This window comes from Flavobacterium sp. 3HN19-14, assembly GCF_051373205.1.
Classification (GTDB): domain Bacteria; phylum Bacteroidota; class Bacteroidia; order Flavobacteriales; family Flavobacteriaceae; genus Flavobacterium.
This window is the reverse complement of sequence record NZ_JBPPZT010000001.1, coordinates 1,986,525-2,007,325: the sequence shown is the minus strand read 5'-3', so window position 1 is coordinate 2,007,325 and position 20,801 is coordinate 1,986,525. Positions and strand designations below refer to the sequence as shown.

The 20,801-nt window shown below is 40.3% G+C and carries 13 protein-coding genes and 9 pseudogenes; 11 read left to right on the top strand and 11 right to left on the bottom strand.

Features of this window, described 5'->3' with window-relative positions; genetic code table 11:
- Positions 1-88: 88 nt before the first annotated feature.
- Positions 89-474 (top strand): annotated as a pseudogene (gene smpB, locus ACSLFW_RS10715) (SsrA-binding protein SmpB); the annotation flags it as partial.
- The gene (locus tag ACSLFW_RS10710) at positions 430-546 is read left to right on the top strand and encodes an SsrA-binding protein (RefSeq protein WP_436557512.1); all 117 of its coding nucleotides are present in this window, start codon (positions 430-432) and stop codon (positions 544-546) included. The pseudogene smpB and the gene ACSLFW_RS10710, both read left to right, overlap by 45 nt.
- Here the strand turns inward: ACSLFW_RS10710 and ACSLFW_RS10705 are convergent.
- Positions 543-1,826 (bottom strand): T9SS type A sorting domain-containing protein, encoded by a 1,284-nt coding sequence (locus ACSLFW_RS10705; RefSeq protein ID WP_436555725.1) that lies wholly within the window; start codon positions 1,824-1,826, stop codon positions 543-545. The two genes, ACSLFW_RS10710 and ACSLFW_RS10705, sit on opposite strands and share 4 nt — an antisense overlap.
- 4 nt (positions 1,827-1,830) lie before the next feature.
- Positions 1,831-2,390, bottom strand: a pseudogene (locus ACSLFW_RS10700) (protein-L-isoaspartate(D-aspartate) O-methyltransferase).
- Positions 2,391-2,616: 226 nt separating this feature from the next.
- Here ACSLFW_RS10700 and ACSLFW_RS10695 point away from each other — a divergent pair.
- From ACSLFW_RS10695 to ACSLFW_RS10655, 9 genes and pseudogenes are all read left to right on the top strand, one after another.
- A pseudogene (locus tag ACSLFW_RS10695) lies at positions 2,617-3,583 on the top strand (Gfo/Idh/MocA family protein).
- A 27-nt stretch (positions 3,584-3,610) separates the two neighbouring features.
- On the top strand, positions 3,611-4,498 hold the full coding sequence (locus tag ACSLFW_RS10690; RefSeq protein ID WP_436555724.1) for a 3-hydroxyacyl-CoA dehydrogenase family protein: 888 nt from the start codon (positions 3,611-3,613) through the stop codon (positions 4,496-4,498).
- A gap of 14 nt (positions 4,499-4,512) precedes the next feature.
- A pseudogene (locus ACSLFW_RS10685) lies at positions 4,513-5,729 on the top strand (DUF1015 domain-containing protein).
- Between the two features lie 23 nt (positions 5,730-5,752).
- Positions 5,753-6,413: pseudogene (locus ACSLFW_RS10680) on the top strand (YggS family pyridoxal phosphate-dependent enzyme).
- A gap of 136 nt (positions 6,414-6,549) precedes the next feature.
- Complete coding sequence (locus tag ACSLFW_RS10675) at positions 6,550-6,759, top strand: four helix bundle protein (RefSeq protein WP_436555723.1); 210 nt, start codon at positions 6,550-6,552, stop codon at positions 6,757-6,759.
- Positions 6,760-6,872: 113 nt separating this feature from the next.
- Positions 6,873-8,232 (top strand): annotated as a pseudogene (locus ACSLFW_RS10670) (exonuclease domain-containing protein).
- Between the two features lie 38 nt (positions 8,233-8,270).
- Positions 8,271-9,095, top strand: coding sequence for an ion transporter (locus ACSLFW_RS10665; RefSeq protein ID WP_436555722.1), 825 nt, complete (start codon positions 8,271-8,273; stop codon positions 9,093-9,095).
- Positions 9,092-10,009, top strand: a complete 918-nt coding sequence (gene miaA / locus ACSLFW_RS10660; RefSeq protein ID WP_436555721.1) for a tRNA (adenosine(37)-N6)-dimethylallyltransferase MiaA — start codon at positions 9,092-9,094, stop codon at positions 10,007-10,009. Before ACSLFW_RS10665 ends, miaA begins: the two co-directional genes overlap by 4 nt.
- 23 nt (positions 10,010-10,032) lie before the next feature.
- Positions 10,033-10,773, top strand: a complete 741-nt coding sequence (locus tag ACSLFW_RS10655; RefSeq protein WP_436555720.1) for an acyl-[acyl-carrier-protein] thioesterase — start codon at positions 10,033-10,035, stop codon at positions 10,771-10,773.
- A gap of 198 nt (positions 10,774-10,971) precedes the next feature.
- On the opposite strand, the gene ACSLFW_RS10650 is transcribed toward ACSLFW_RS10655, so the two are convergent.
- The 9 genes and pseudogenes from ACSLFW_RS10650 to recN form a co-directional block, all read right to left on the bottom strand.
- Positions 10,972-11,688 carry a response regulator transcription factor gene (locus ACSLFW_RS10650; RefSeq protein WP_436555719.1) on the bottom strand — a complete coding sequence of 239 codons (717 nt, stop codon included), beginning with the start codon at positions 11,686-11,688 and terminating at the stop codon, positions 10,972-10,974.
- A gap of 3 nt (positions 11,689-11,691) precedes the next feature.
- Positions 11,692-13,264: pseudogene (locus tag ACSLFW_RS10645) on the bottom strand (sensor histidine kinase).
- A gap of 104 nt (positions 13,265-13,368) precedes the next feature.
- A complete protein-coding gene (gene coaE, locus ACSLFW_RS10640; protein WP_436555718.1) occupies positions 13,369-13,920 on the bottom strand; it encodes a dephospho-CoA kinase in 552 nt (183 codons plus the stop codon).
- A 237-nt stretch (positions 13,921-14,157) separates the two neighbouring features.
- Positions 14,158-15,157 (bottom strand): annotated as a pseudogene (locus ACSLFW_RS10635) (glycosyltransferase).
- An 84-nt stretch (positions 15,158-15,241) separates the two neighbouring features.
- Positions 15,242-16,015, bottom strand: coding sequence for a T9SS type A sorting domain-containing protein (locus tag ACSLFW_RS10630; protein WP_436555717.1), 774 nt, complete (start codon positions 16,013-16,015; stop codon positions 15,242-15,244).
- Positions 15,957-16,451 carry a hypothetical protein gene (locus tag ACSLFW_RS10625; protein ID WP_436555716.1) on the bottom strand — a complete coding sequence of 165 codons (495 nt, stop codon included), beginning with the start codon at positions 16,449-16,451 and terminating at the stop codon, positions 15,957-15,959. The genes ACSLFW_RS10630 and ACSLFW_RS10625 overlap by 59 nt, the downstream gene beginning before the upstream one ends.
- Complete coding sequence (locus ACSLFW_RS10620; RefSeq protein WP_436555715.1) at positions 16,396-17,691, bottom strand: hypothetical protein; 1,296 nt, start codon at positions 17,689-17,691, stop codon at positions 16,396-16,398. The genes ACSLFW_RS10625 and ACSLFW_RS10620 overlap by 56 nt, the downstream gene beginning before the upstream one ends.
- Before the next feature lie 202 nt (positions 17,692-17,893).
- Positions 17,894-19,085: pseudogene (fabV, locus tag ACSLFW_RS10615) on the bottom strand (enoyl-ACP reductase FabV).
- Between the two features lie 59 nt (positions 19,086-19,144).
- Positions 19,145-20,797 carry a DNA repair protein RecN gene (gene recN / locus ACSLFW_RS10610; RefSeq protein ID WP_436555714.1) on the bottom strand — a complete coding sequence of 551 codons (1,653 nt, stop codon included), beginning with the start codon at positions 20,795-20,797 and terminating at the stop codon, positions 19,145-19,147.
- Between the last annotated feature and the right edge of the window lie 4 nt (positions 20,798-20,801).

The following is a 20,801-nucleotide window of genomic DNA, read 5'->3' as shown; positions in this document are numbered from 1 at the left end:
ATCAAAATCCAGGGAAACACCATCAACGACACACTTATCCATCCTTAAAATTGCGGTTTCGAACATTTGTGATTACCTTTGCCTTCCTATGCTGAAAACTGTAAATATCTTAAACAAAAGGGCGCGTTTCGATTACGAAATCATCGAAACGTATACGGCCGGAATTGTTTTGGCAGGAACCGAGATCAAATCGATCCGCCTCGGCAAAGCCAATATTACCGAGAGTTTTTGCGAATTTAATGAAGATGGAGAGCTTTTCGCGATCAACACCAATATCGATGAATATGCGTTCGGCAACCAATTCAACCATAAAGCCCGAAGCGAACGCAAGCTTTTGCTCAATAAACGCGAGCTGAAAGGCCTGGCGAAAAACGTGCAGGCAAAAGGATTGACGATTGTGCCGCTGAAATTGTTCACCAACGAAAAGGAATGGCGAAACTTGACATCGCACTTTGCCGTGGGAAGAAAACCTACGACAAGCGCGAATCGCTTAAAGAACAGGATACAAAAAGGGATATCGACAGGCTTAAAAAAGCTTTCCGTTAATTGCGGACGATTTTTCGGGTTACTTTTTTGCCGTCTTTTTCAATCGAAATCACATAAATTCCTGAAGCAAAATTGCTGGTATTTATGGTTTCGTTTTCTTTCACAGCCTTATTTTCATACACTTTTCTGCCCTGACTGTCGGTAATTATTACTGTAGCTTTATCAAGACCGTTGAAGCGGATTTCGGTATCAAACGGCACCGGATAAACCGTGACATTCTGCCCTGTAAAATCTTCAACACCTAAAATGCATGTCGATGCTGTTCCCGCTCCCGAAGAGAAAACGCCATTGATAACTTTCCAATTCTCCCAGCTGCCACCAGATCCGGTTTGCCAATCGCTGAGATTGAAATAATTCGTGCCGTTGGCAGTTCCGGGCACTTTGTAGACTTTTACGGCTTGTCCGCCCTGATTCCATGTAAGCGACGAACCAGACTGGCAGGTTTCAGGCAAATAACTGTCGTCGCAATTGGCCTGTGCGAAATAGGCGAATTCCTGATAATTCGGATAATCGCCGTAAACTTTTGCTTTTCCGGCCGCATCAATGCAAACGGCAACATATTCATTGGCTGCAATCCCGAACGAACGGATGCCTTCATCAGTCGCGATTCTGGCAAGAAAAGTCATCAAACGGCCTTTCCTGTCGGGATTATCGAAATGCGTATCCGTAATCGTATGGTTCAATATCGGAATATTGATAAAATCGTAAGCGCCAATCGTAACAGTATTGCCGTAAGGATTGCTCAAAGCCGTCGAAGAAGTTACCGAACCATTTTGTGCAGAAAAATAATGATCGCCCAAAATCGCCATTCCCGCGCTCGTGCCGCCAACCGGATAATGTTTCACATTGATGTGGTTATTGATGGCATCTTCGAGTGCATTGTCTTTGAAATAGGAAACATAATTGTATTGATCTCCGCCTGCAAACCAAATCATCTCGGCATTGGCAACTTTGTTCAATACATAAGGATTCGTAGCGCCTGCCGCTGAAGTAATCACAATCGATTCGACTGAATTGACCGTCACCTGGCTGGCCAAATCGCTGTAAATGTAATCGTTATAACCATCACTTCCGGAACAGCGTAAAATCAAAACATCACCTTCATCTGCCTGTTTCAAAAGCCAAACCATCGCATTATCGTGCTCGGTCGCGCCACCCATAAGACAGAATCCCGGAGATGGATTTGTATCGACATTAACCGGATTTCCTGTAAAATAACTGGTATAACCTTGAGCAAATCCGATAATTGGAAACAATAAAAAGAGTAGTATTTTTTTCATAAATCTAATTTTTATTTTCGAGTAAAGGCACAAACCGGAATTCCCCAAATTCATGCTTCTCAAACTGCGTTTCATTTTTGCGGATTAAAAGTGTCATGATCTGGTGTTCTTCGCCAAGCGGAATGACGAGCCTTCCCCTATTTTTAATTGCGCCATCAATGGTTTGGGGATTATCGGTGCACCGGCGGTAACAATGATGCTGTCGAACGGCGCATGATTCGGCAAACCTTTATAACCATCTCCAAATGATAAATGTTTCGGGCGGATTCCCAATTTCGGAAGCAGTACAGACGTTTGCTTGAAAAGTTCATTTTGTCTTTCGATGCTGTAAACTTTTGCGCCCATCATGCACAAAACCGCTGTCTGGTAACCTGAACCTGTACCAATTTCTAGGATTTTATCTTCTTTTTTTACTTCAAGCAATTGCGATTGAAAAGCAACGGTATAAGGTTGTGAAATTGTTTGCCCGGCGCCAATCGGAAACGCTTTATCCTGATACGCATAGTCTTCAAAACTCGAGTTCAGGAACAGGTGGCGCGGGAGTTTTTTGATGGCTTCGAGCACGTTTTTATCTGTAATTCCTTTTTCCTGCAAAACGCTGATGAGTTGATTGCGAAGTCCCTGATGTTTGGCTGTATCTTTCAAAATTGGCGGTGATTAATTTTGGTAAAAATAGTAAAGTAAATGAATTATGAAAGGTGAATTTAAAATTTTAAATCCGTCAAACTTTAAATGGTAAACTTTACGCTTTTAAACAAATAATCTTATTTTTGTTTGAAAATATACCAATATGTTAAAAGTGGGAGTTTTGGGTGCAGGCCACCTTGGAAAAATTCATTTGCGTTTGCTTCAACAATCTGAAAAATATGAACTCGTTGGTTTTTACGATGAAAACCACGAGAATGGCGAAAAGATTGCGAAAGAGTTCGGATACAAGCAATTCCATACCATCGCTACGCTGATTCACGCCGTTGATGTAATCGATATCGTGACGCCTACGCTTTCCCATTATAAATGTGCAAAAGTCGCCATCAAATCAGGCAAACACGTTTTTATCGAAAAACCAATTTCGAACACTGTCGAAGAAGCCGAAGAAATCATTGCGCTCGCCAACGAATACAAAGTAAAAGGGCAAGTCGGCCACGTTGAGCGTTTTAATCCGGCGTTCAAAGCCACCAAAGACATGATCGAGAATCCGATGTTTATTGAAACGCACCGTTTGGCAGAGTTCAATCCGCGTGGTACAGACGTTCCGGTGGTTTTAGATTTGATGATTCACGATATTGACGCAATTTTAAGCGTAGTCAAATCTCCTGTGAAAAATATCAATGCGAGTGGCGTTTCCGTAATTTCAGACACTTCCGGATATTGCTAACGCCAGAATTGAGTTCGAAAACGGTTGTGTTGCTAATTTAACGGCAAGCCGGATTTCACTCAAAAACATGAGAAAATCACGCTTCTTCCAAAAAGACGCGTATATTTCTGTTGATTTTCTGGAAAAGAAATGCGAAGTAGTGAAGATGAAAGACGCGCCTGAAAATCCAGGCGATTTCGATATGATTTTACAAAATGCAGAAGGCGTAAAAAAACAGATTTACTTTGCCAATCCCGAAGTCGAGCAAAACAACGCCATTTTAGACGAGCTCGAAACTTTTGCAGATGCCATCAACAGCAATACAACGCCAGTTGTGACTTTAGAACAGGGAACCGAAGCCCTGAGAGTCGCTTACCGCATCATCGATTGCTTCAAAAAATAAATTCCAATTTAAATTTCAATTTCAGATATGAAGAACATAGCCGTAATCGGAGCCGGGACAATGGGCAACGGAATCGCACATACTTTCGCGCAAAGCGGATTTATCGTTAAACTAATCGATGTTTCAGAAAAATCGCTTGATAAAGGCATGGCTACAATAGCCGGAAACCTAGACAGGATGGTTGCAAAAGGCACCATTTCCGAAGATGATAAACTTAAAACCATCGGGAATATCATTACTTACACAGACATTAAAGATGGCGTTGCTGGCGTTGATTTAGTGGTTGAAGCTGCTACAGAAAATGTCGATTTAAAACTCAATATCTTCAGGCAGCTCAACGACGCTTGTTCTCATAATACCATTCTGGCTACCAATACTTCATCGATTTCAATCACGCAGATCGGTGCCGTTGTGGCGCATCCGGAACGCGTTATCGGCATGCATTTCATGAATCCGGTGCCGATTATGAAACTGGTTGAAATCATCAGGGGTTACAATACTTCAGACGAAGTCACGAAATTAATCATGGATTTGTCTGAAAAATTAGGTAAAGTTCCGGTTGAAGTGAACGATTATCCGGGATTTGTTGCCAACAGAATTCTAATGCCAATGATCAACGAATCGATTGAAACTTTATACAACGGCGTTGCCGGCGTTTACGAAATTGATACCGTAATGAAACTCGGAATGGCGCATCCAATGGAGCCGTTGCAACTCGCAGATTTCATCGGACTCGACGTTTGTCTTGCGATTTTGCATGTCATGTACGACGGTTTCAAGAATCCGAAATATGCACCTTGCCCGCTTTTGGTGAATATGGTGCGCGCAGGAAAACTCGGCGTAAAATCCGGCGAGGGTTTTTATGATTATTCCGAAAGCAAAAAAGCAGAGAAAGTTGCGAAGCAATTCTCTTAATTAACAATCAATAAGTGGCCAAAATCATTCCTTTTCGCGCAGTCCGACCATCGTCAGATAAAGTTTCACTTGTAACTTCGCGTTCTTATGACGAATATTCGGCTGCAGAATTGGCGTCGCAACTCGACTTTAACCCGTTTTCATTTTTGCATGTATTGAATCCGGCTTATGTGAACCAGCAGAAAATCGGGCTCGAAAAAAGATTCAAGCTTGTCGCCCAGAAATACAACGATTTTAAGTCAGAGAATATCCTGATAAAAGAAGACAAACCGGTTTTTTATTTATACGAAATTCAATCGAAAGAGCGCATTTTCACCGGAATTATCGCCGGAACTACTATTGATGATTACAAATCCAACGTCATCAAAAAACACGAAGATACGCTGCAATACCGTGTTGAATTATTTAAGGATTATCTGCACCAAATTGGTTTCAATACAGAACCAGTTCTTGTAACTTATCCCGACAATGAAGCTTTAAGCGGTTGGATTATGGCAAAAAAGTCAATGCCGGCATTGTATGAATTTTCGACAACAAAAAGAAAAACATTCACTTTGGAAAATCGAAAGTAACGAAGACATCCAATGGCTGCAACAGCAATTTGAAATTATTGGTGATTTGTATATCGCCGACGGACACCATCGAAGCGCCTCAGCAGAGTTATTGTATGAACAGGATAAAGCTTCCGGCAACGAAAACCTCAAATATTTCATGAGCTTCCTGATTGCCGAAAGCAACGTGAAAATTTATGAATACAATCGTATCATCCGTGATTTGAACGGACATCCAAAAGAAGAATTCCTGCAGCTTTTGGGCGAGCATTTCTGGCTTAAAAACAAGGAACAGGAATTGTGGAAACCCACTAAAAAATTCGAATTCGGAATGTATTTCGATGGCGAATTTTACAGTCTTACACTAAAGGATGAATACAGTTTTTCTTCTGTATTAGAAAGACTTTGACGCGCAGATTTTATACGAAAAGGTGCTCAAACCAATTTTAGGCATTGAAGATTTACGCAATGACGAGCGCATCGATTATATCCCCGGAAAACAATCAATTGTGACCATCAAAGAAGTCGTTGATGAAGGCGAATTTGAACTCGGATTTATGCTTTTTCCAACCGGAATTTCAGAAATCAAGGAACTGGCTGAACCAAAACCTGATTATGCCGCCGAAAAGTACTTATATCGACCGAAATTCAGAAGTGGTTTGGTAGTTTATGAATTGTAGACTGAATAAAAAAATTGAAAAAAATGTCGATTGAAAATAACCTGCTTTTCATAAAAAAAAGCACTTCCCGCGGATGTTACGCTGGTTGCCGTTTCCAAAACCTGGCCTGTGTCAGATTTGATGGAAGCTTACAATGCCGGGCAACGCATTTTTGGCGAGAACAAAATCCAGGAAATGACCGAAAAATGGGAACAGATGCCAAAAGATACCGAATGGCACATGATTGGTCATATTCAGTCGAATAAAGTCAAATTTATGGCGCCGTTCGTAAGTTTGGTGCACGGCGTTGACAGTTTAAAATTGCTTGAAGAAATCAACAAGCAGGCTTTAAAAAGCAATCGCGTTATCAATTGTTTATTGCAAATACATATCGCTGAAGAAGACACTAAATTTGGTTTGGATGAAAGAGAACTCGACGAAATCTTAAATTCTGAAAAATTAAAAGAACTTAACAATATAAAAATCTGCGGATTGATGGGAATGGCGACATTTACAGAAAATCAGGCGCAAATCATAACGGAATTCCAAAATCTGAAAGTAATTTTCGATAAATACAAAAATCTGAAATCTGAAATCTGCAATCTCGAAATCCTGTCAATGGGTATGTCAGGCGATTACAAACTCGCAATTGAATGTGGAAGTAACATGGTTCGGATTGGAAGTAGTATCTTTGGAAATCGATAATTGCACAATATCAAAAATCAATTGCAATATCAAAAATCAAAACCAACCAACTTCTATATACGCCTATGCAATTAGCTGAACCAACTTTTGATAAGATTTATAATTTTGAAAATCGACTTGTTTGCTTTGCAGCTGAGTGTATTTTCTTCGTCAAGGGAGTATTTCCGACAAAGATTTTATATTTAAGCTGTCGCTCACTGTTAAAGAACTTAAAGAATCTAGAAATTCACTGAAAATTCTTGAATACATCAAAGAAGGCGACAACGATGAAAGGCAATGGCTTTTAAAAGAAGTAGAGGAAATAATCGCTATTGCCTCTAAGATGATTAGTAATAAAAAGAAATAATATAAGTCAGTTATTAGCTTCAATATCAATGATAAGGTGATTTTATTTTTAAAAATGATATTCCTTTTTGAACCTATTGAAATTGATTTTTGAAATTGATATTGATATTTTATATGTACGCAATACTCGACATAGAAACCACCGGCGGGCAATTCAACGAAGAAGGCATTACTGAAATCGCCATCTACAAATTCGACGGGCACGAAGTGGTCGACCAGTTCATTAGTCTTGTTAACCCTGAGAAACCAATTCAACCTTTTGTGGTAAAATTGACTGGGATTAATAATGCGATGTTGCGCTCGGCTCCGAAATTTTATGAAGTTGCAAAACGCATCATAGAAATCACTCAGGATTGCGTTTTGGTAGCACATAATGCCGTTTTTGATTATCGTATTTTGCGTACGGATTCCGTCGTCTGGGTTATAATTTCGAATCAAAAACCATTTGTACCGTTGAATTGGCGCAGAAATTAATTCCGGAACAACCGTCTTACAGTTTAGGGAAATTAGTGCGCGCTTTGGGCATTCCGATGGCAGACCGGCATCGTGCAAGCGGAGATGCTTTGGCAACCGTCAAGCTCTTCAAAATGCTTTTGGAAAAAGACATCGACAAAGAAATCGTAACCACATTCATCAAATTCGAAATCGAAAAAGGAATTGCCCCGAAATTGCTCGATATCGTCTGAAAGTTTGCCATCGCGAACCGGATTGTATTACATCCATAACGAAAAAGGCGAAATCATCTACATCGGGAAAAGCCGCAATATCCGCAAGCGCATCAACCAGCATTTTACAGGAACGACGAGCAAGTGCAAACGCATACAGGCCGAAGTTTTCAGGGTAACTTTTGAGGAAACCGGCAGTGAACTCATTGCAACGCTTAAGGAATCCGAGGAAATAAAAATCCACAAACCCGTTTACAACCGTGCCTTTAAAAAGACGGTTTTTACCTGGGCATTTACCTTGACAAAATTCGGAACGGATATCTTTCGCTGAAAATGCAGAAACAGACGCCCGTAAAAAAGAAATTGCGTTGTTCGCAAGCCAGCAACAGGCACAACGGGAATTGTTCAAGATTACTGAGCGCTATACACTCTGCCAGAAAATCAACGCTTTGGAAGAGGTGAAGACGAATTGCTTTCCATTTCAGATGAAAGCGTGTAATGGTGCGTGCATTGGGCAGGAATCGCCTGAAGAATACAATTTGCGCGTAACAGAATTTCTCGAAAAAGAGCAATTCCAGAACCAGAATATTGTGGTTTCCGACCGTGGCAGAAACGTCAACGAGCGCAGCGCCATCCTGATTGAAAACGGCATTTTCAGAGGTTATTGCTTTTACGACCTCAACTACCAGATCAATAATGTCGAAATATTGCGAAATCTTATTATTCCAATGCAGGCGAATCGCGATACCAAAAACATCATCCATTATTACCTGCAAAGAAATAAAGGCCACAAAATCATCTCTTTTTAAAGGATTTCGTAAATTTGAATATACCTGAAAAAAGCAGCTTGAATACGTCCAAAACAGAAAAGGCGAGAAAGAAATTCCACGAAATCATTTATGAAGCCGACACATTGCCCGGCAAATTATTTGATCTCGTGCTTATTTTCCTGATTTTAATCAGTATCGCAGCAGTAATGCTTGAAAGTGTCGCTTCAATTCAGGCTAAATACGGCAATGAACTCGAAATCGTCGAATGGATCATCACCGTATTTTTCACTTTAGAATACATAGGCCGCATCATCGCAGTAAAAAAACCACTTAAATACATTTTCAGTTTACAGGGAATTCTCGATTTATTGGCGACCATTCCGGCTTATATTGATTTAATTTTTCCGGGATTGCATTTTCTTGTTTCGATACGCGCGATCAGACTGCTTCGCATTTTCAGGATTTTAAAGCTCGGGCAATTCGTCGGTGCTTCTGACCAACTTGTTGAAGCACTCAAGAAAAGCCGCATGAAAATCGTCGTTTTCCTGTTCAGCGTTATCATCCTTTGCGTGATTCTTGGCACTGTGATGTATATCATCGAAGGCCCTGAAAGCGGATTTACAAGCATTCCGGTAGCAGTTTACTGGACAATTGTGACTTTAACGACAGTCGGTTTTGGCGATATCACGCCGCAAACGCCATTCGGGCAATTTGTCTCAATGGTGATTATGATTTTGGGCTACGGTATTATCGCTGTTCCGACCGGATTAGTGACAGCAGAATTTATGTCAAAAAGAACAGCTGACAACAACACGCAGGTTTGCCCGAATTGCAGTGCCGACCACCATCGCGATGATGCAGAATTTTGCTATCATTGCGGCCATTCACTCGAAAAAAAATGAAGTATTTAATCACTGTCATCGGGCCGACCGCCATTGGAAAAACTGCACTGGGCATTCAATTGGCGCAGCATTTTAAATGTGAAATCATTTCTTGTGATTCGAGGCAGTTTTTTAAGGAAATGAGTATCGGAACTGCCGCTCCGACTGTTGAGGAATTAGCCGCAGCACCGCACCATTTCGTTCACAACAAATCGATTTTTGATTGTTATACGGTTGGCGATTTTGAAAAAGAAGCCATTGTGAAACTCGACGAATTGTTTAAAACGAATGATTTCGCAGTAATGGTTGGCGGTTCCGGGTTGTATGTTGATGCTGTTTTAAAAGGATTTGACGATTTTCCGGAAATTGATATTGCCGTTCGTGAGAAAATTCAAAAGGAATATGAAATCTCCGGGATTTCATATTTGCAGGATAAACTAAAGGAGCTTGACCCGGTTTATTATGAATCGATTGTGAAAGAAAACCCGCAAACGCTTCAAAATCCACAGCGGTTAATGCGGTTTGTTGAAGTCTGTGTTGGCACCGGAAAACCTTATTCTTCGTTTTTGAAACAGAAGAAAAACCAGCGGAATTTTACACCAATCATCATCGGACTCGAGGCCGAAAGGCAAATCATGTACGACCGGATCAACCAACGTGTCGATTTGATGACAGCCGCCGGATTGTTGCCTGAAGCCGAAAAATTATATCCGCATGCAGCACTAAATGCCCTTCAAACTGTTGGTTACCGGGAGCTTTTTGATCATTTCGATGGAAAAACAAATCTTGATTTTGCCATCGAAGAAATTAAAAAAAATACGCGCCGATTTTCAAAACGCCAGTTGACATGGTTCAGGCGAACTGAAAATGCCAAGTGGTTTGATTACAAAACCGATGTTTTGGAAATTATTGATTTCATTCAATCTAAAATCTAAAATCTCAATTCTAAAATCTAAACATGCCAATAGCCGAAAACTTTACCTCGATTTTTTCAAAAGAATGGGAAATCAATTTCACGCAATGCACGCCGAACGGCTTGTTGAAATATACCGATTTGTGCAATATGCTGCAGTTGACAGCTGGTTATCACTCTGAAATTGGAGGCATCAGTTTCAGCGATATGCAGGAATTCAATCAGGCGTGGGTATTGAGCCGGATGCGGGTTGAGATCCTGGAATTACCGAAATGGCGCGACATCGTAACTGTAAAAACGTGGATTGTTTCTCTCGAAAATTCGCGTTCGGTGCGTGCTCTGGAAATGTATGTGAATGGTAAAAAAATCGTTGGATGTGAAACTTTCTGGGCGGTTTTCAATACGAAATTGAGGCGGCCGGAAGCACTCGCTTTACCAAGTGATCATTTTGAGAAATATCCTGATATTTTTTCTACAGTTGAAAGAGTGAAAAAAGTAGTGATTGCAGAAAATAATGAACTCGTTGGCCAACGTGAAGTTGTAATTTCTGATTTAGATATTGTAAATCACGTAAATAATGTAAAATATTTGGAATGGATTCTTGATTTGGTAGAACCTGATTGGATTTTAATGCAAGAATTACAAAGTTTCGATATGAATTTCATGAAGGAATTGGTGTTTGAAGATGACGTTTTAATTTATGGTTCAGAAACTGAAAATAGCGATGTCTTTTTGATTGAAAAGGATGAAAAGGCTTGTTTTGCACTGCAATTAAACTGGAAGTAATTTTTTACCGCAAAGGCGTCGAAGATTACCGCGAAGTTCGCAAAGCTTTACGTTGAAAGTAATTTATAATTCCACTACTCCCATAGCCCGGATAGCAACGGTTATCCTTTTGCCGCCTTATTTAGGCGGGAAAAGATATTAGTGGATAGCCGGATTGGCTTCAAAAAAAAAAGCCCCGGTTTCCCCGAAGCTTTTGATTTATTCTGCAACTTTGTTTTTTACTACCAAACGGAAACCTTCGCCGTGGATGTTGAGGATTTCGACATCTTCGTCTGGTTTGAGGTATTTTCTGAGTTTAGCGATATAAACATCCATACTTCTGGAAGTGAAGTAGTTGTCGTCTCTCCAGATTTTGGTCAGTGCCAGTTCACGCGGCATTAGGTCGTTTTCGTAAATGGCGAGCATTTTCAATAGCTCATTTTCTTTTGGCGACAATTTGATCGGCTCTTCGTCTTTGAAAGTCAGGAAACGCAGTTTTGAATTCAGGTGGAAATTTCCGATTGTGAATTCAAATTTCGTTACGTCTGTTTTGCTGTCTGATGCTTTTCTCTGGATGATGGCTTTGATTTTCATCAACAAAACTTCAGAATCGAATGGCTTGTTGAGATAATCGTCTGCGCCGACTTTGTAACCTTTCAACACGTCTTCCTTCATGGATTTCGCGGTAAGGAAAATGATTGGCACATCTTTGTTTTTTTCACGGATTTCTTTGGCAAGCGTATAACCGTCTTTGTACGGCATCATTACGTCAAGTATGCAAAGGTCGTAAGTATCTTTCTTGAATTTCTCGAAACCTTCCATGCCGTTTTTAGCCAAAGTGACGTCAAAATCGTTAAGAATTAAATAATCTTTCAGGATTGAACCGAAGTTCGGATCATCTTCAACTAAAAGAATCTTCTTGTTTTCTGTTTCCATATTTTAATTTATTAATGGTATTTTTAAAATGAAGGTACTGCCCTTCCCCTTTTCACTCTCTACTGATATCTGACCATTGTGGTCGTCTACGATTCGTTTTACGTAGGCTAACCCGAGTCCGTGGCCTTGACATTATGCAGATCGCCGGTGTGTTCGCGGTAGAACTTCTCGAATATTCTTTTTGTGCCACTTTGCTCATTCCGGCGCCGTGGTCTTTTATTTTAATGATGACAAAATCTTTTACATTTTCGGTGTAAAGGTCGATTATCGGCCTTTCCGGCGAGTATTTTATTGCGTTGTCAAGGATATTTACGATTACGTTGGTAAAGTGTACATCATTCAACAATGCGGTTGTGCGTTTGGCATTGAAGTGCGGATTGATAACACCTTCACGGTCTTCAATAATCAGGTTGACATGCTCCATGGCGTCTTCGATGATCTCGTGGATATCGATTGGCTCTTTGGTGATTTCGAGTTCTCTTTTTTCGAGTTTTGAAATCCGCAAGACATTTTCAACCTGTGCGTGCATTCGCTTATTCTCATCTCTTATCATTTGAAGATAGCGCTGTGTTTTTTCGCGGTCTTCGATAATTTTCGGATTCTTTATCGCATCTAAAGCCAGGTTTATCGTTGCAATCGGCGTCTTGAATTCGTGCGTCATGTTGTTGATGAAATCGGTCTTGATTTCTGAAATCTGCCTTTGCTTGATGAGTTGGCTCAGTGCGCTGCTGTAGGCGATGATAATAATCAACGTAAAAACGACTGATAAAATTGTTATCGAAATCAGCTCAGAAAAAAGAAATTTCTTCTTTTCCGGAAAACTGACGAGTAGTCGGTATTTGCTGTTGCCTTCTGCATCGACTAAAATCGGGATAGAGAAAGTTGCGTTTTTATCGAGCTTGAACTTATCTGATTTGATTTTCGTTGCGAGTCCGTTGCTGTAAATGGCAAATTCGAATGGCGTATTAACGTCGGCCTGCTTTAACTCTTTCGCCAGCATTTTCACGAGCCTGTCTTTTGAAATCCTGTCTTTCAGTGATTTGGTTTCTGCAATTTCCCTGAAGAACATATCGAATTGTGCCTTATCGAGGATTTTCACCCTGCGGATGGTCACGTCTGGTTTTACATTATGCTGTATATCAGATTTATCAATGGCGCTTCCTGAATAGATTTCGGTTTTGCTTTTTGAAACAATACTTTTGGCTTTCAGGATAGAATCTTTTTTCTTGTCAAAGAACGAAGGCATCTGGTAATCGTCGGCGATGATGCTGCTCGAATAAATGATGGTTTCGTTGGTCATCCGGTTGTTCTGCACGAGCATAAAATTGAGCAGCTCTGTAGTTTTCGGATCCTTCCCGATACTATCTTTTAACTTGTTATATTCGTTAATCAGGCTGTATGTTTCCTGCTGCTGTATGTCTTCGGCAACATTGTCAATGACTTGCTTTACGTGATATTTGAATTGCTCGTCGTTGTTTTTCAGGGAAGTATTTATCAGATACAGCTGAACCAGAATTATCCCAATCAGGGAAAGGCTCATCAGAAAAACAAGTAAGCGAAACAAGGTTTTATTCATCAATCACAAAATTAACATTTTAACATTTGTTCGTGTAATACATTAACCAAACATTAACATCTTAAAGAAGTTTTAATGAATCTGTAATTCCTGGTAAATTTTATTTACCTGTAGCTTAGTATTTTCGGGGAAATATTTTCGATAACGAAGTCACTTTTGGCGATTTTCATTTCGTCTGACCATTGATTTTCAATGCGTTTCAGGATGGATTCGCGGGAAGTGTTATCGCGGTGCATGACCCTTTCGATTCTGATTTCTAAAGGTGCGGTAACGGTGATGATTTTGTCGCAGTCGAGGTAACTGCCGCTTTCAAAAAGGATGGCGGCTTCGCGGATGACGAAAGGTAATTTCTTGAAGTTTTCAAGCCATTCTCCAAAATGGATTTTAACTAAAGGATGTATGATGCGATTGAGCTGTTGTAGTTTTCCGGGATCATTAAAAACGATATTGGCGAGTAACGAACGATTGATGCGGTTGTCTTCGATAATCTCTTCACCGAAATTTTCTCTGATCTGCGCAATGGCTTCAGCAGTTTCAGAAACTTCTTTGGCCGCAGCATCTGCAATGTAAACCGGAACTCCGAGTGCTTCAAACAGTTGTGCAACGGTTGTTTTTCCGCTGCCAATACCGCCTGTAAGTCCGATTATTTTTGCCATGGCTTCTTTTTAATCGTTGTTTTGAATTGTATAAAATACCGTCTCTTATACAAAATCAAAGCTTTAACAATTTTTACGGCGTTCCCGTAACCAAGTAATTCATTTTTTTATTAGGGAAGCAATTACCCCTTCCCTGAAGGCAAAATACAAATTTTTTCGACAGGTTGTGTTGCGGGAAAGCCGTAAAAATTCTTAAATCTTTTTGCGCAATCGATTATGATATCTCTTTCCGCTAAATTATTTTTTAAAGAATAATTCAGGGAAAACTTTTTCAGGATTTTTCTTAAACAATCCAACCATAACGAAGGATTTCAGGAAACCAAACCCATAACCGTAAAACTGGATTACGACTGCAATTAAAGATAGAAATCCTATTTTAACGCTTTTGTTGGATATAATTGACGAAAGGAAAAGTAATGCGAAATAGCATCCGTAAAGCAAAAGTAATATCTTACTTCCTGCTGCTAACAAAATCAATGCAACAAGAAATCCCAAGTCAAAAACCGTTGGAAAGAAAAACGTGAGTTTGCGATGTTCAGGATACCAACTGTTCAATATTGGCCGGGCTTTACCGAATTTATTAACCTGCTTATAAAATTTAGACCAGTCGATTCTGCGTTTATGGTAAACGTAGGCGTGCAGCAATAATTTCGTTTCAAAGCCAAGATTCCATAATCGGATTGATAAATCAGGATCTTCACCGGGGTGGATATTTCCAAAACCTTCCGGATGCTTCAAATGCTTTTTTAGAAAGTCCCATATTGAAACTCCGCGGCTGGAATTTATGTATTTTTTCAGATCCACCGCGAATTCCGCCAGTAGTAAGAAAAGAAGTCATGGCGAAATTGATAGATTTCTGAACGTCTGAAAAAGAATCGAGTGCGCGTCTGGACCGCCAAAACAATCGGCGTAGTTTCCAGAAAGTGCGCGGTCAACTTCACTTAAATATTCTTTCGGAATGATGCAATCGGAATCAAATATGATAAAATAATCGCCTTTGGCTTTTTTCATACCGAAATTCCTTGAATCTCCCTGGACCAGAATTGGGTTTGGAATAATAGGAAATTTGCAGTTTTTCGGAGAATTCTTTCGCGATATGCTCACAGGTAATTGTGGAACCGTCTTCAATAATAACAACTTCAAAAGGTTTCCCATAATCGGATCCTGTCAGGCTCGACAGCAGTTCGCTGACCTCGTCAGGGCGATTGTATACCGGAATGATGAGTGAGAATTGCATTCGCAGAAATTTCAGCAAAGATAAACCTTATAAAATAAAAAAGCCACCCCGAAGGATGGCTTTTCATATCGTCTGCCAATTTGGTTATTCTTTGATAACTTTAATTGTTTTAACCTGACTGTCTGCAGTAATTTTTACTACGTAAGTTCCGGCAGATAATTGCGACATATCTATTTGGGTCTGATTTGCATTCATAGTTTTGGCAATCACTTGTTGCCCAAGCAGATTGTAAACCGCAACATTGGTAATGTTTTGTGTGTGATTGAAATTCAACACATCTTTTACAGGATTCGGAGAATAAGAGAATCCTGCGAATGGTGTATCACCAACTGCTGCTTCAGCAGAAAGCACTCTAAGTAAGAAAGTTCCCTGCTCAGTAGCACTAGACCAAACCTGAACATAGTAAGTAGTTCCAACTGTCAAGCCAGTAAGGTTTTCAGTAGTAGCTGCAACAAGATTCGAATTACATGTACCTGTAACCGGCACTAATGCATCACAAGTACCTGAATAGATGTTGAAGTTTAATGAAGTCATCGTTTGATTTTCGCAAGTAACATCAGCTGTATCAGCACCAGCTACGAATGAGAACCATACATCCTGAATACTTCCGAAAGTATCACATGATGGCTGAAACGGACTTACATCTCCGAAAGAGTTGTCTGAAGTAGTGTTAGAACCGTCAGTCGGGACGTTTAAGGCAGAATCACAAGTCTGGTTGTCAACAGCCGGTGGCGTAACCGGAGCACAGGTAATTTCCATAGCAAAGCTTCCGTTACTGAAATCAGTATAACCTCTTACATCAATGTAATAAGTTGTAGTTCCATCGGAATGAAAGTTGACATACGACTGTCTGCCCAATGGACAGACATGAGTCGTCGTTACCCGCAACAGCAGTAAGGTTACCGCTTTCGCCTGTGTAAACTAATACCGCAGTATCGTATCCTGAAAGACAAAAGCCTAAAGTAACCGTTGATGGTTCACCATTTCCGGTAAATTTATACCAAACATTCCTGCTGGTTCCTGTAACACCAAATCCAACCGGAGCAGAAGCTTCATCAATGGTAGCCAACGTGGTATTACCAGTATAAGTCATTGCACATTCTACCGGAATTGCATCTGCAAAGTTGTCATTTATTGGGGGACAAGCTGTTTGATTTTGAGCCGGACTTGTCAATACACATGTATTGTCATCATCATTTGATACAGTAAAAATGACAGGTGTATTATTTGGATAAGGTTCAGAAAGTCGCCGCTCCTGCTTCTGTAAGTGTTTGTGGCGCACTTCCCTGATCATCAGCAATGGTGTTAGAAACGGCAGTTCCCATATCGGTAATCTCAACTTTTACATTGAATTGCTCGCCATTGGCACAGTCAGAAACAACAGTGTAAGTTACCGTTGCATCTGTACAGGTAGGAAGGCACTGGATTTGGAAAGTATGGGTTTTAGCATCTGTACCTTCACCATCAAGCAAGAAATAATAAGTTGTTCCTGCTGTTAATGTACCGATAGCATCAGTTCCCGCTCCATTATTATCGTCAATACATATCCACCCGGTTGCGTCACATGACCCTGAAGCTTCTTTGTAAAAATAATCGATGTAACCTCCGGTAGCTGAAAGCACTTCCAATGTATAATCGCCGGTTTCTGCCGGTGTAAAGCTGTAAATCAACTCTGTTTCCGGCGTATTCCATCCGCAGCTAAATGGGTTCCAGGCACCGTTACCAGCTACAATTTCTGCAGTAGTCGGCTCATTACAAGTTGCAATGACAGTCGCGTTCGCACAATTTGGCGGACATGTTGCCTGAGTTTGTACCGGGCTCGTTAAAGTACAATCTGAATCTTGTTCGTTGGCTACTGAAAAAACAACCTGAGTTCCGTTCGCAAAAGGCCCAAATAGTACAGCTCCCGGGGCAGTAACAATCTGAGGCGCACTACCCTGGTCATCAGAAATTGCGATAGAAGTTGCAGATCCCATATCGGTAACCTCAACGCTTACATTAAATTGCTCTCCATTGTCGCAATCAGAAACTACTGTATAAGTGGCCGTTGCCGGTGAACATGCAATAACTGACCAAGCCAATGTAAATGTCCCTTCTAGTGGTACTGGGCTAAAACTACTAGTATAACCGTCTTCAAGCCAATAAAATGTTTGGTCAGTTCCTGTTTCATTTTTCCAGGTGACTGTAGTGAAGTCGCTGTCGTCGAAACAAGCGACTTCAGTTCTATTGTCGCAATCGCCATAAAAAGCCTTATTGGCAGAATCGAAATCATTTGCAGTCTGGCCTATTGTAATTGTAGAACCATTCGGTACTAAAATGGAATAAAACAAATCCGGAGAAACATTATCTATTATCGCACCGGAATTATTACAAAAGGTAAGCTCGTCATTTGCTGCACCGACCGTAGTACCCGAAAACGGTGATGACAGCGTTGCCAAATCGATTGCTTCTGCGCAGGTTTCACCAGATTGTGCCCGTGCACTCCAATTGGTAAAAGCAAGCAAAAACAATAAAATTAAAGTAATTTTTTTCATTAGTTTTTCGTTTAAAGTTATAGTGGACTAAACTACAAAAAAATCTTAAATAATTACTTCAACATCAATCAAATTAGGTGCATTTTTATTAATTATAGAAATAATTCTCTGCTTTTTAAGACATAATCAAAATAAAAGAAGTTTTATCATAAAAAAAGCCTTTGAATGATCAAAGGCTTGAATTGTTTTCAATGATTTCTGACTATTTGATACTCTCGACCTCAACCAATTCATTGGCATCTTTTTTATAATCGACGCCATTTACGTCGAAACCAAACAGATTGTAAAAATCTTTCCTGTAACCTTCAAGGTCACCAATTTCGGAGAGATTTTCTGTAGTTGCTTCTTTCCATAAAGCAGAGGACCTGGTCATGAACATCATCGCGCATTTCCCAATCATCAATCCTGATCCTGCCTTTATCATCTGTCGGCACTTCATTTCCTGAATATAATCTTTGCTGATAAAGTCGCTGGATTTGCTCAATTGTTCCTTCATGCAACCCTTTCTCTTTCATAATTTTGTATAAAAGCGAGATGTATAACGGAATCACCGGAATTGCAGAACTCGCCTGCGTCACCAACGCTTTATTTACCGAAACATAAGCCTTTCCGCCGATATCTTTCAAATCATCCGTAATCGAAAAAGCAGTTGCTTCCAGATCGTCTTTCGCGCGGCCGATAGTTCCTTTTCTGTAAACCGGCTCAGTCACTGCAGGCCCGATATACGAATACGCAACCGTAATCGCGCCCGGCGAAAGCAGGTTTTCGTCTTTCAAAGCTTTCATCCACATCGACCAGTCTTCGCCACCCATTACGACAACCGTATTTTCGATGTCTTCTTCGTTGGCTGATGTTATTGAAATTTCAGAGACTTTTCCGGTGTGAAAATCAACAGTCTTATTCGTAAATGTATCGCCAATCGGCTTTAAAACCGAACGGTGCAGGACGCCCGTTACCGGATGCTGCCTTACCGGAGAAGCGAGGCTGTAAATCACAAGATCAATTTGACCCAAATCAGCTTTTATCAAATCGATTGCCTGTTGTTTTACTTCATTCGAAAAAGCGTCGCCATTGATACTTTTTGCATATAAACCTGCTGCATGCGCTTCTTTTTCAAAAGCGGCAGAGTTGTACCAGCCCGGAGAAGCCGTTTTGCCTTCCATTGGCGGCTTCTCAAAAAATACGCCTATAGTAGCGGCATCAGAACCAAAGGCAGAAGTTATCCTTGATGACAAGCCGAATCCTGTTGAAGCGCCAATAACCAGTACTTTTTTTGCACCGGCAATAGCACCTTTTGATTTCACATAATCAATTTGATTTTTCACATTTTGTGCCGCTCCGTCGGGATGTGCAGTCGTGCAGATAAAGCCGCGCATTCTTGGTTCTATGATCATAAATTTGTTTTTTTATTTTATATAAAACGAATCTGGTATTACAAAGATAGCCTGTTTTTTCAGTTCAACAAGGCTTTTGCATGATTTATGGCAGAGTCGGAAATGTTCTTTCCGGAAAGCATTTCGGCGATTTCAGAAACGCGCTCTTCTCTCGATAATAATTTCAGTTCTGACACGGTTTGTTCGCCTGAAACCGATTTGAATACCTTGAAATGTTCATCGCCTTTTGCAGCAATCTGCGGTAAATGCGTAATCGCGAAAACCTGCATGTCCTGACTCATATTTTTCATGATTTCTGCCATTTTATTGGCAATTTCGCCTGAAACACCCGTATCAATTTCGTCAAAAATGATTGTCGGCAATTTTGAATATTGGGAGAGAATCGCTTTTACGGCAAGCATGATTCTTGACATTTCCCCGCCCGAAGCGACTTTTTTCAGCAAGCCGAAATCGGAACCTTTATTAGCAGAAAATAAGAATTTGAGTTCGTCTTTTCCGTTGGAAAAATAATTTTCAGAAGGCGATAATTCAATATTGAAACGCACATTCGGCATACCTAATTCTGATAAAATTTCAATAAGTTTTCCCGATAAAACCGGAATGGCATTTTTACGATTTTGTGTAATTATAGTTGCATTTTCATCTAAATCGGCTTTCTTCCCGGAAATCTGTGTTTCAAGATTTTTAATGGCTGATTCAAGATTTTCGACAGAAACGACTTTGCTTTCGAGTTCATTCTGAATTTGCAACAGTTCATCAATCGTAGCAACCTGGTGCTTTTTCTGAAGATTATAAATCGTCTGCAACTGGTTGTTGACCAATTCCAATTGCGTTGGGTCATCGATGAGTTTTTCGCTTGTAAGATTCAATTCTGAAACTACATCGTCAAATTCAATCAACACACTATTGATGCGTTCCGATAAAATTGAAAATTCCGGTGAAAGCGAAGCAATTTTCTGCAGTGAAGCTTTAATTTCCTTCAGGTTCTGTAAAACACCGAATTGCTCATTGTCTGCAAAAGACAACGATTTGCTTAAATTCTCTTTAATAAATTCGACATTATTGAGCTGTTCATAAATGCTTTCGAGGTTTTCCTGTGCACCTGAAACAAGTTTGGCATTTTCTAATTCTTCGTATAAAAAAGTGTTGTAATCTTGTTCTTTTCTCGCATCTTTTAAATCAGCATTTAAATTTTCGAGTTCATTTTTATCAGCTTTCAATTTTCGCAAAAGCGATTCAAACGCAACAACATTTTGCTGATTTCCGGCAATCGCGTCGATGATTTCAAACTGGATTTTCTCGTCTGACAATTCCCGTGTCTGGTGCTGCGAATGGATGTCAATCAGGAACAATCCCAAATCCTGCAATTCCTGCAGATTTACCGGACTGTCATTAATGAATGCGCGGGATTTTCCTGTCGGAAGGATTTCGCGGCGAAGGATTGTAATGTCTTCGTAATCGAGATCGTTCGCCTCAAAAAAACCTTTTAAATGATAGGCTGAAATCTGAAAATGCGCTTCAATGACGCACTTTTCTTCTTTATTTTTAAGGGATGAAAGATCGGCGCGTTTTCCCAAAACCAATCCCAATGCGCCCAGAAGTATTGATTTTCCTGCTCCCGTTTCACCGGTAATAATGGAAAAGCCGCCGGAAAAATCAATGGATAATTTTTCAATCAGCGCAAAATTCCTGATAGACAACGAAGTAAGCATGGTG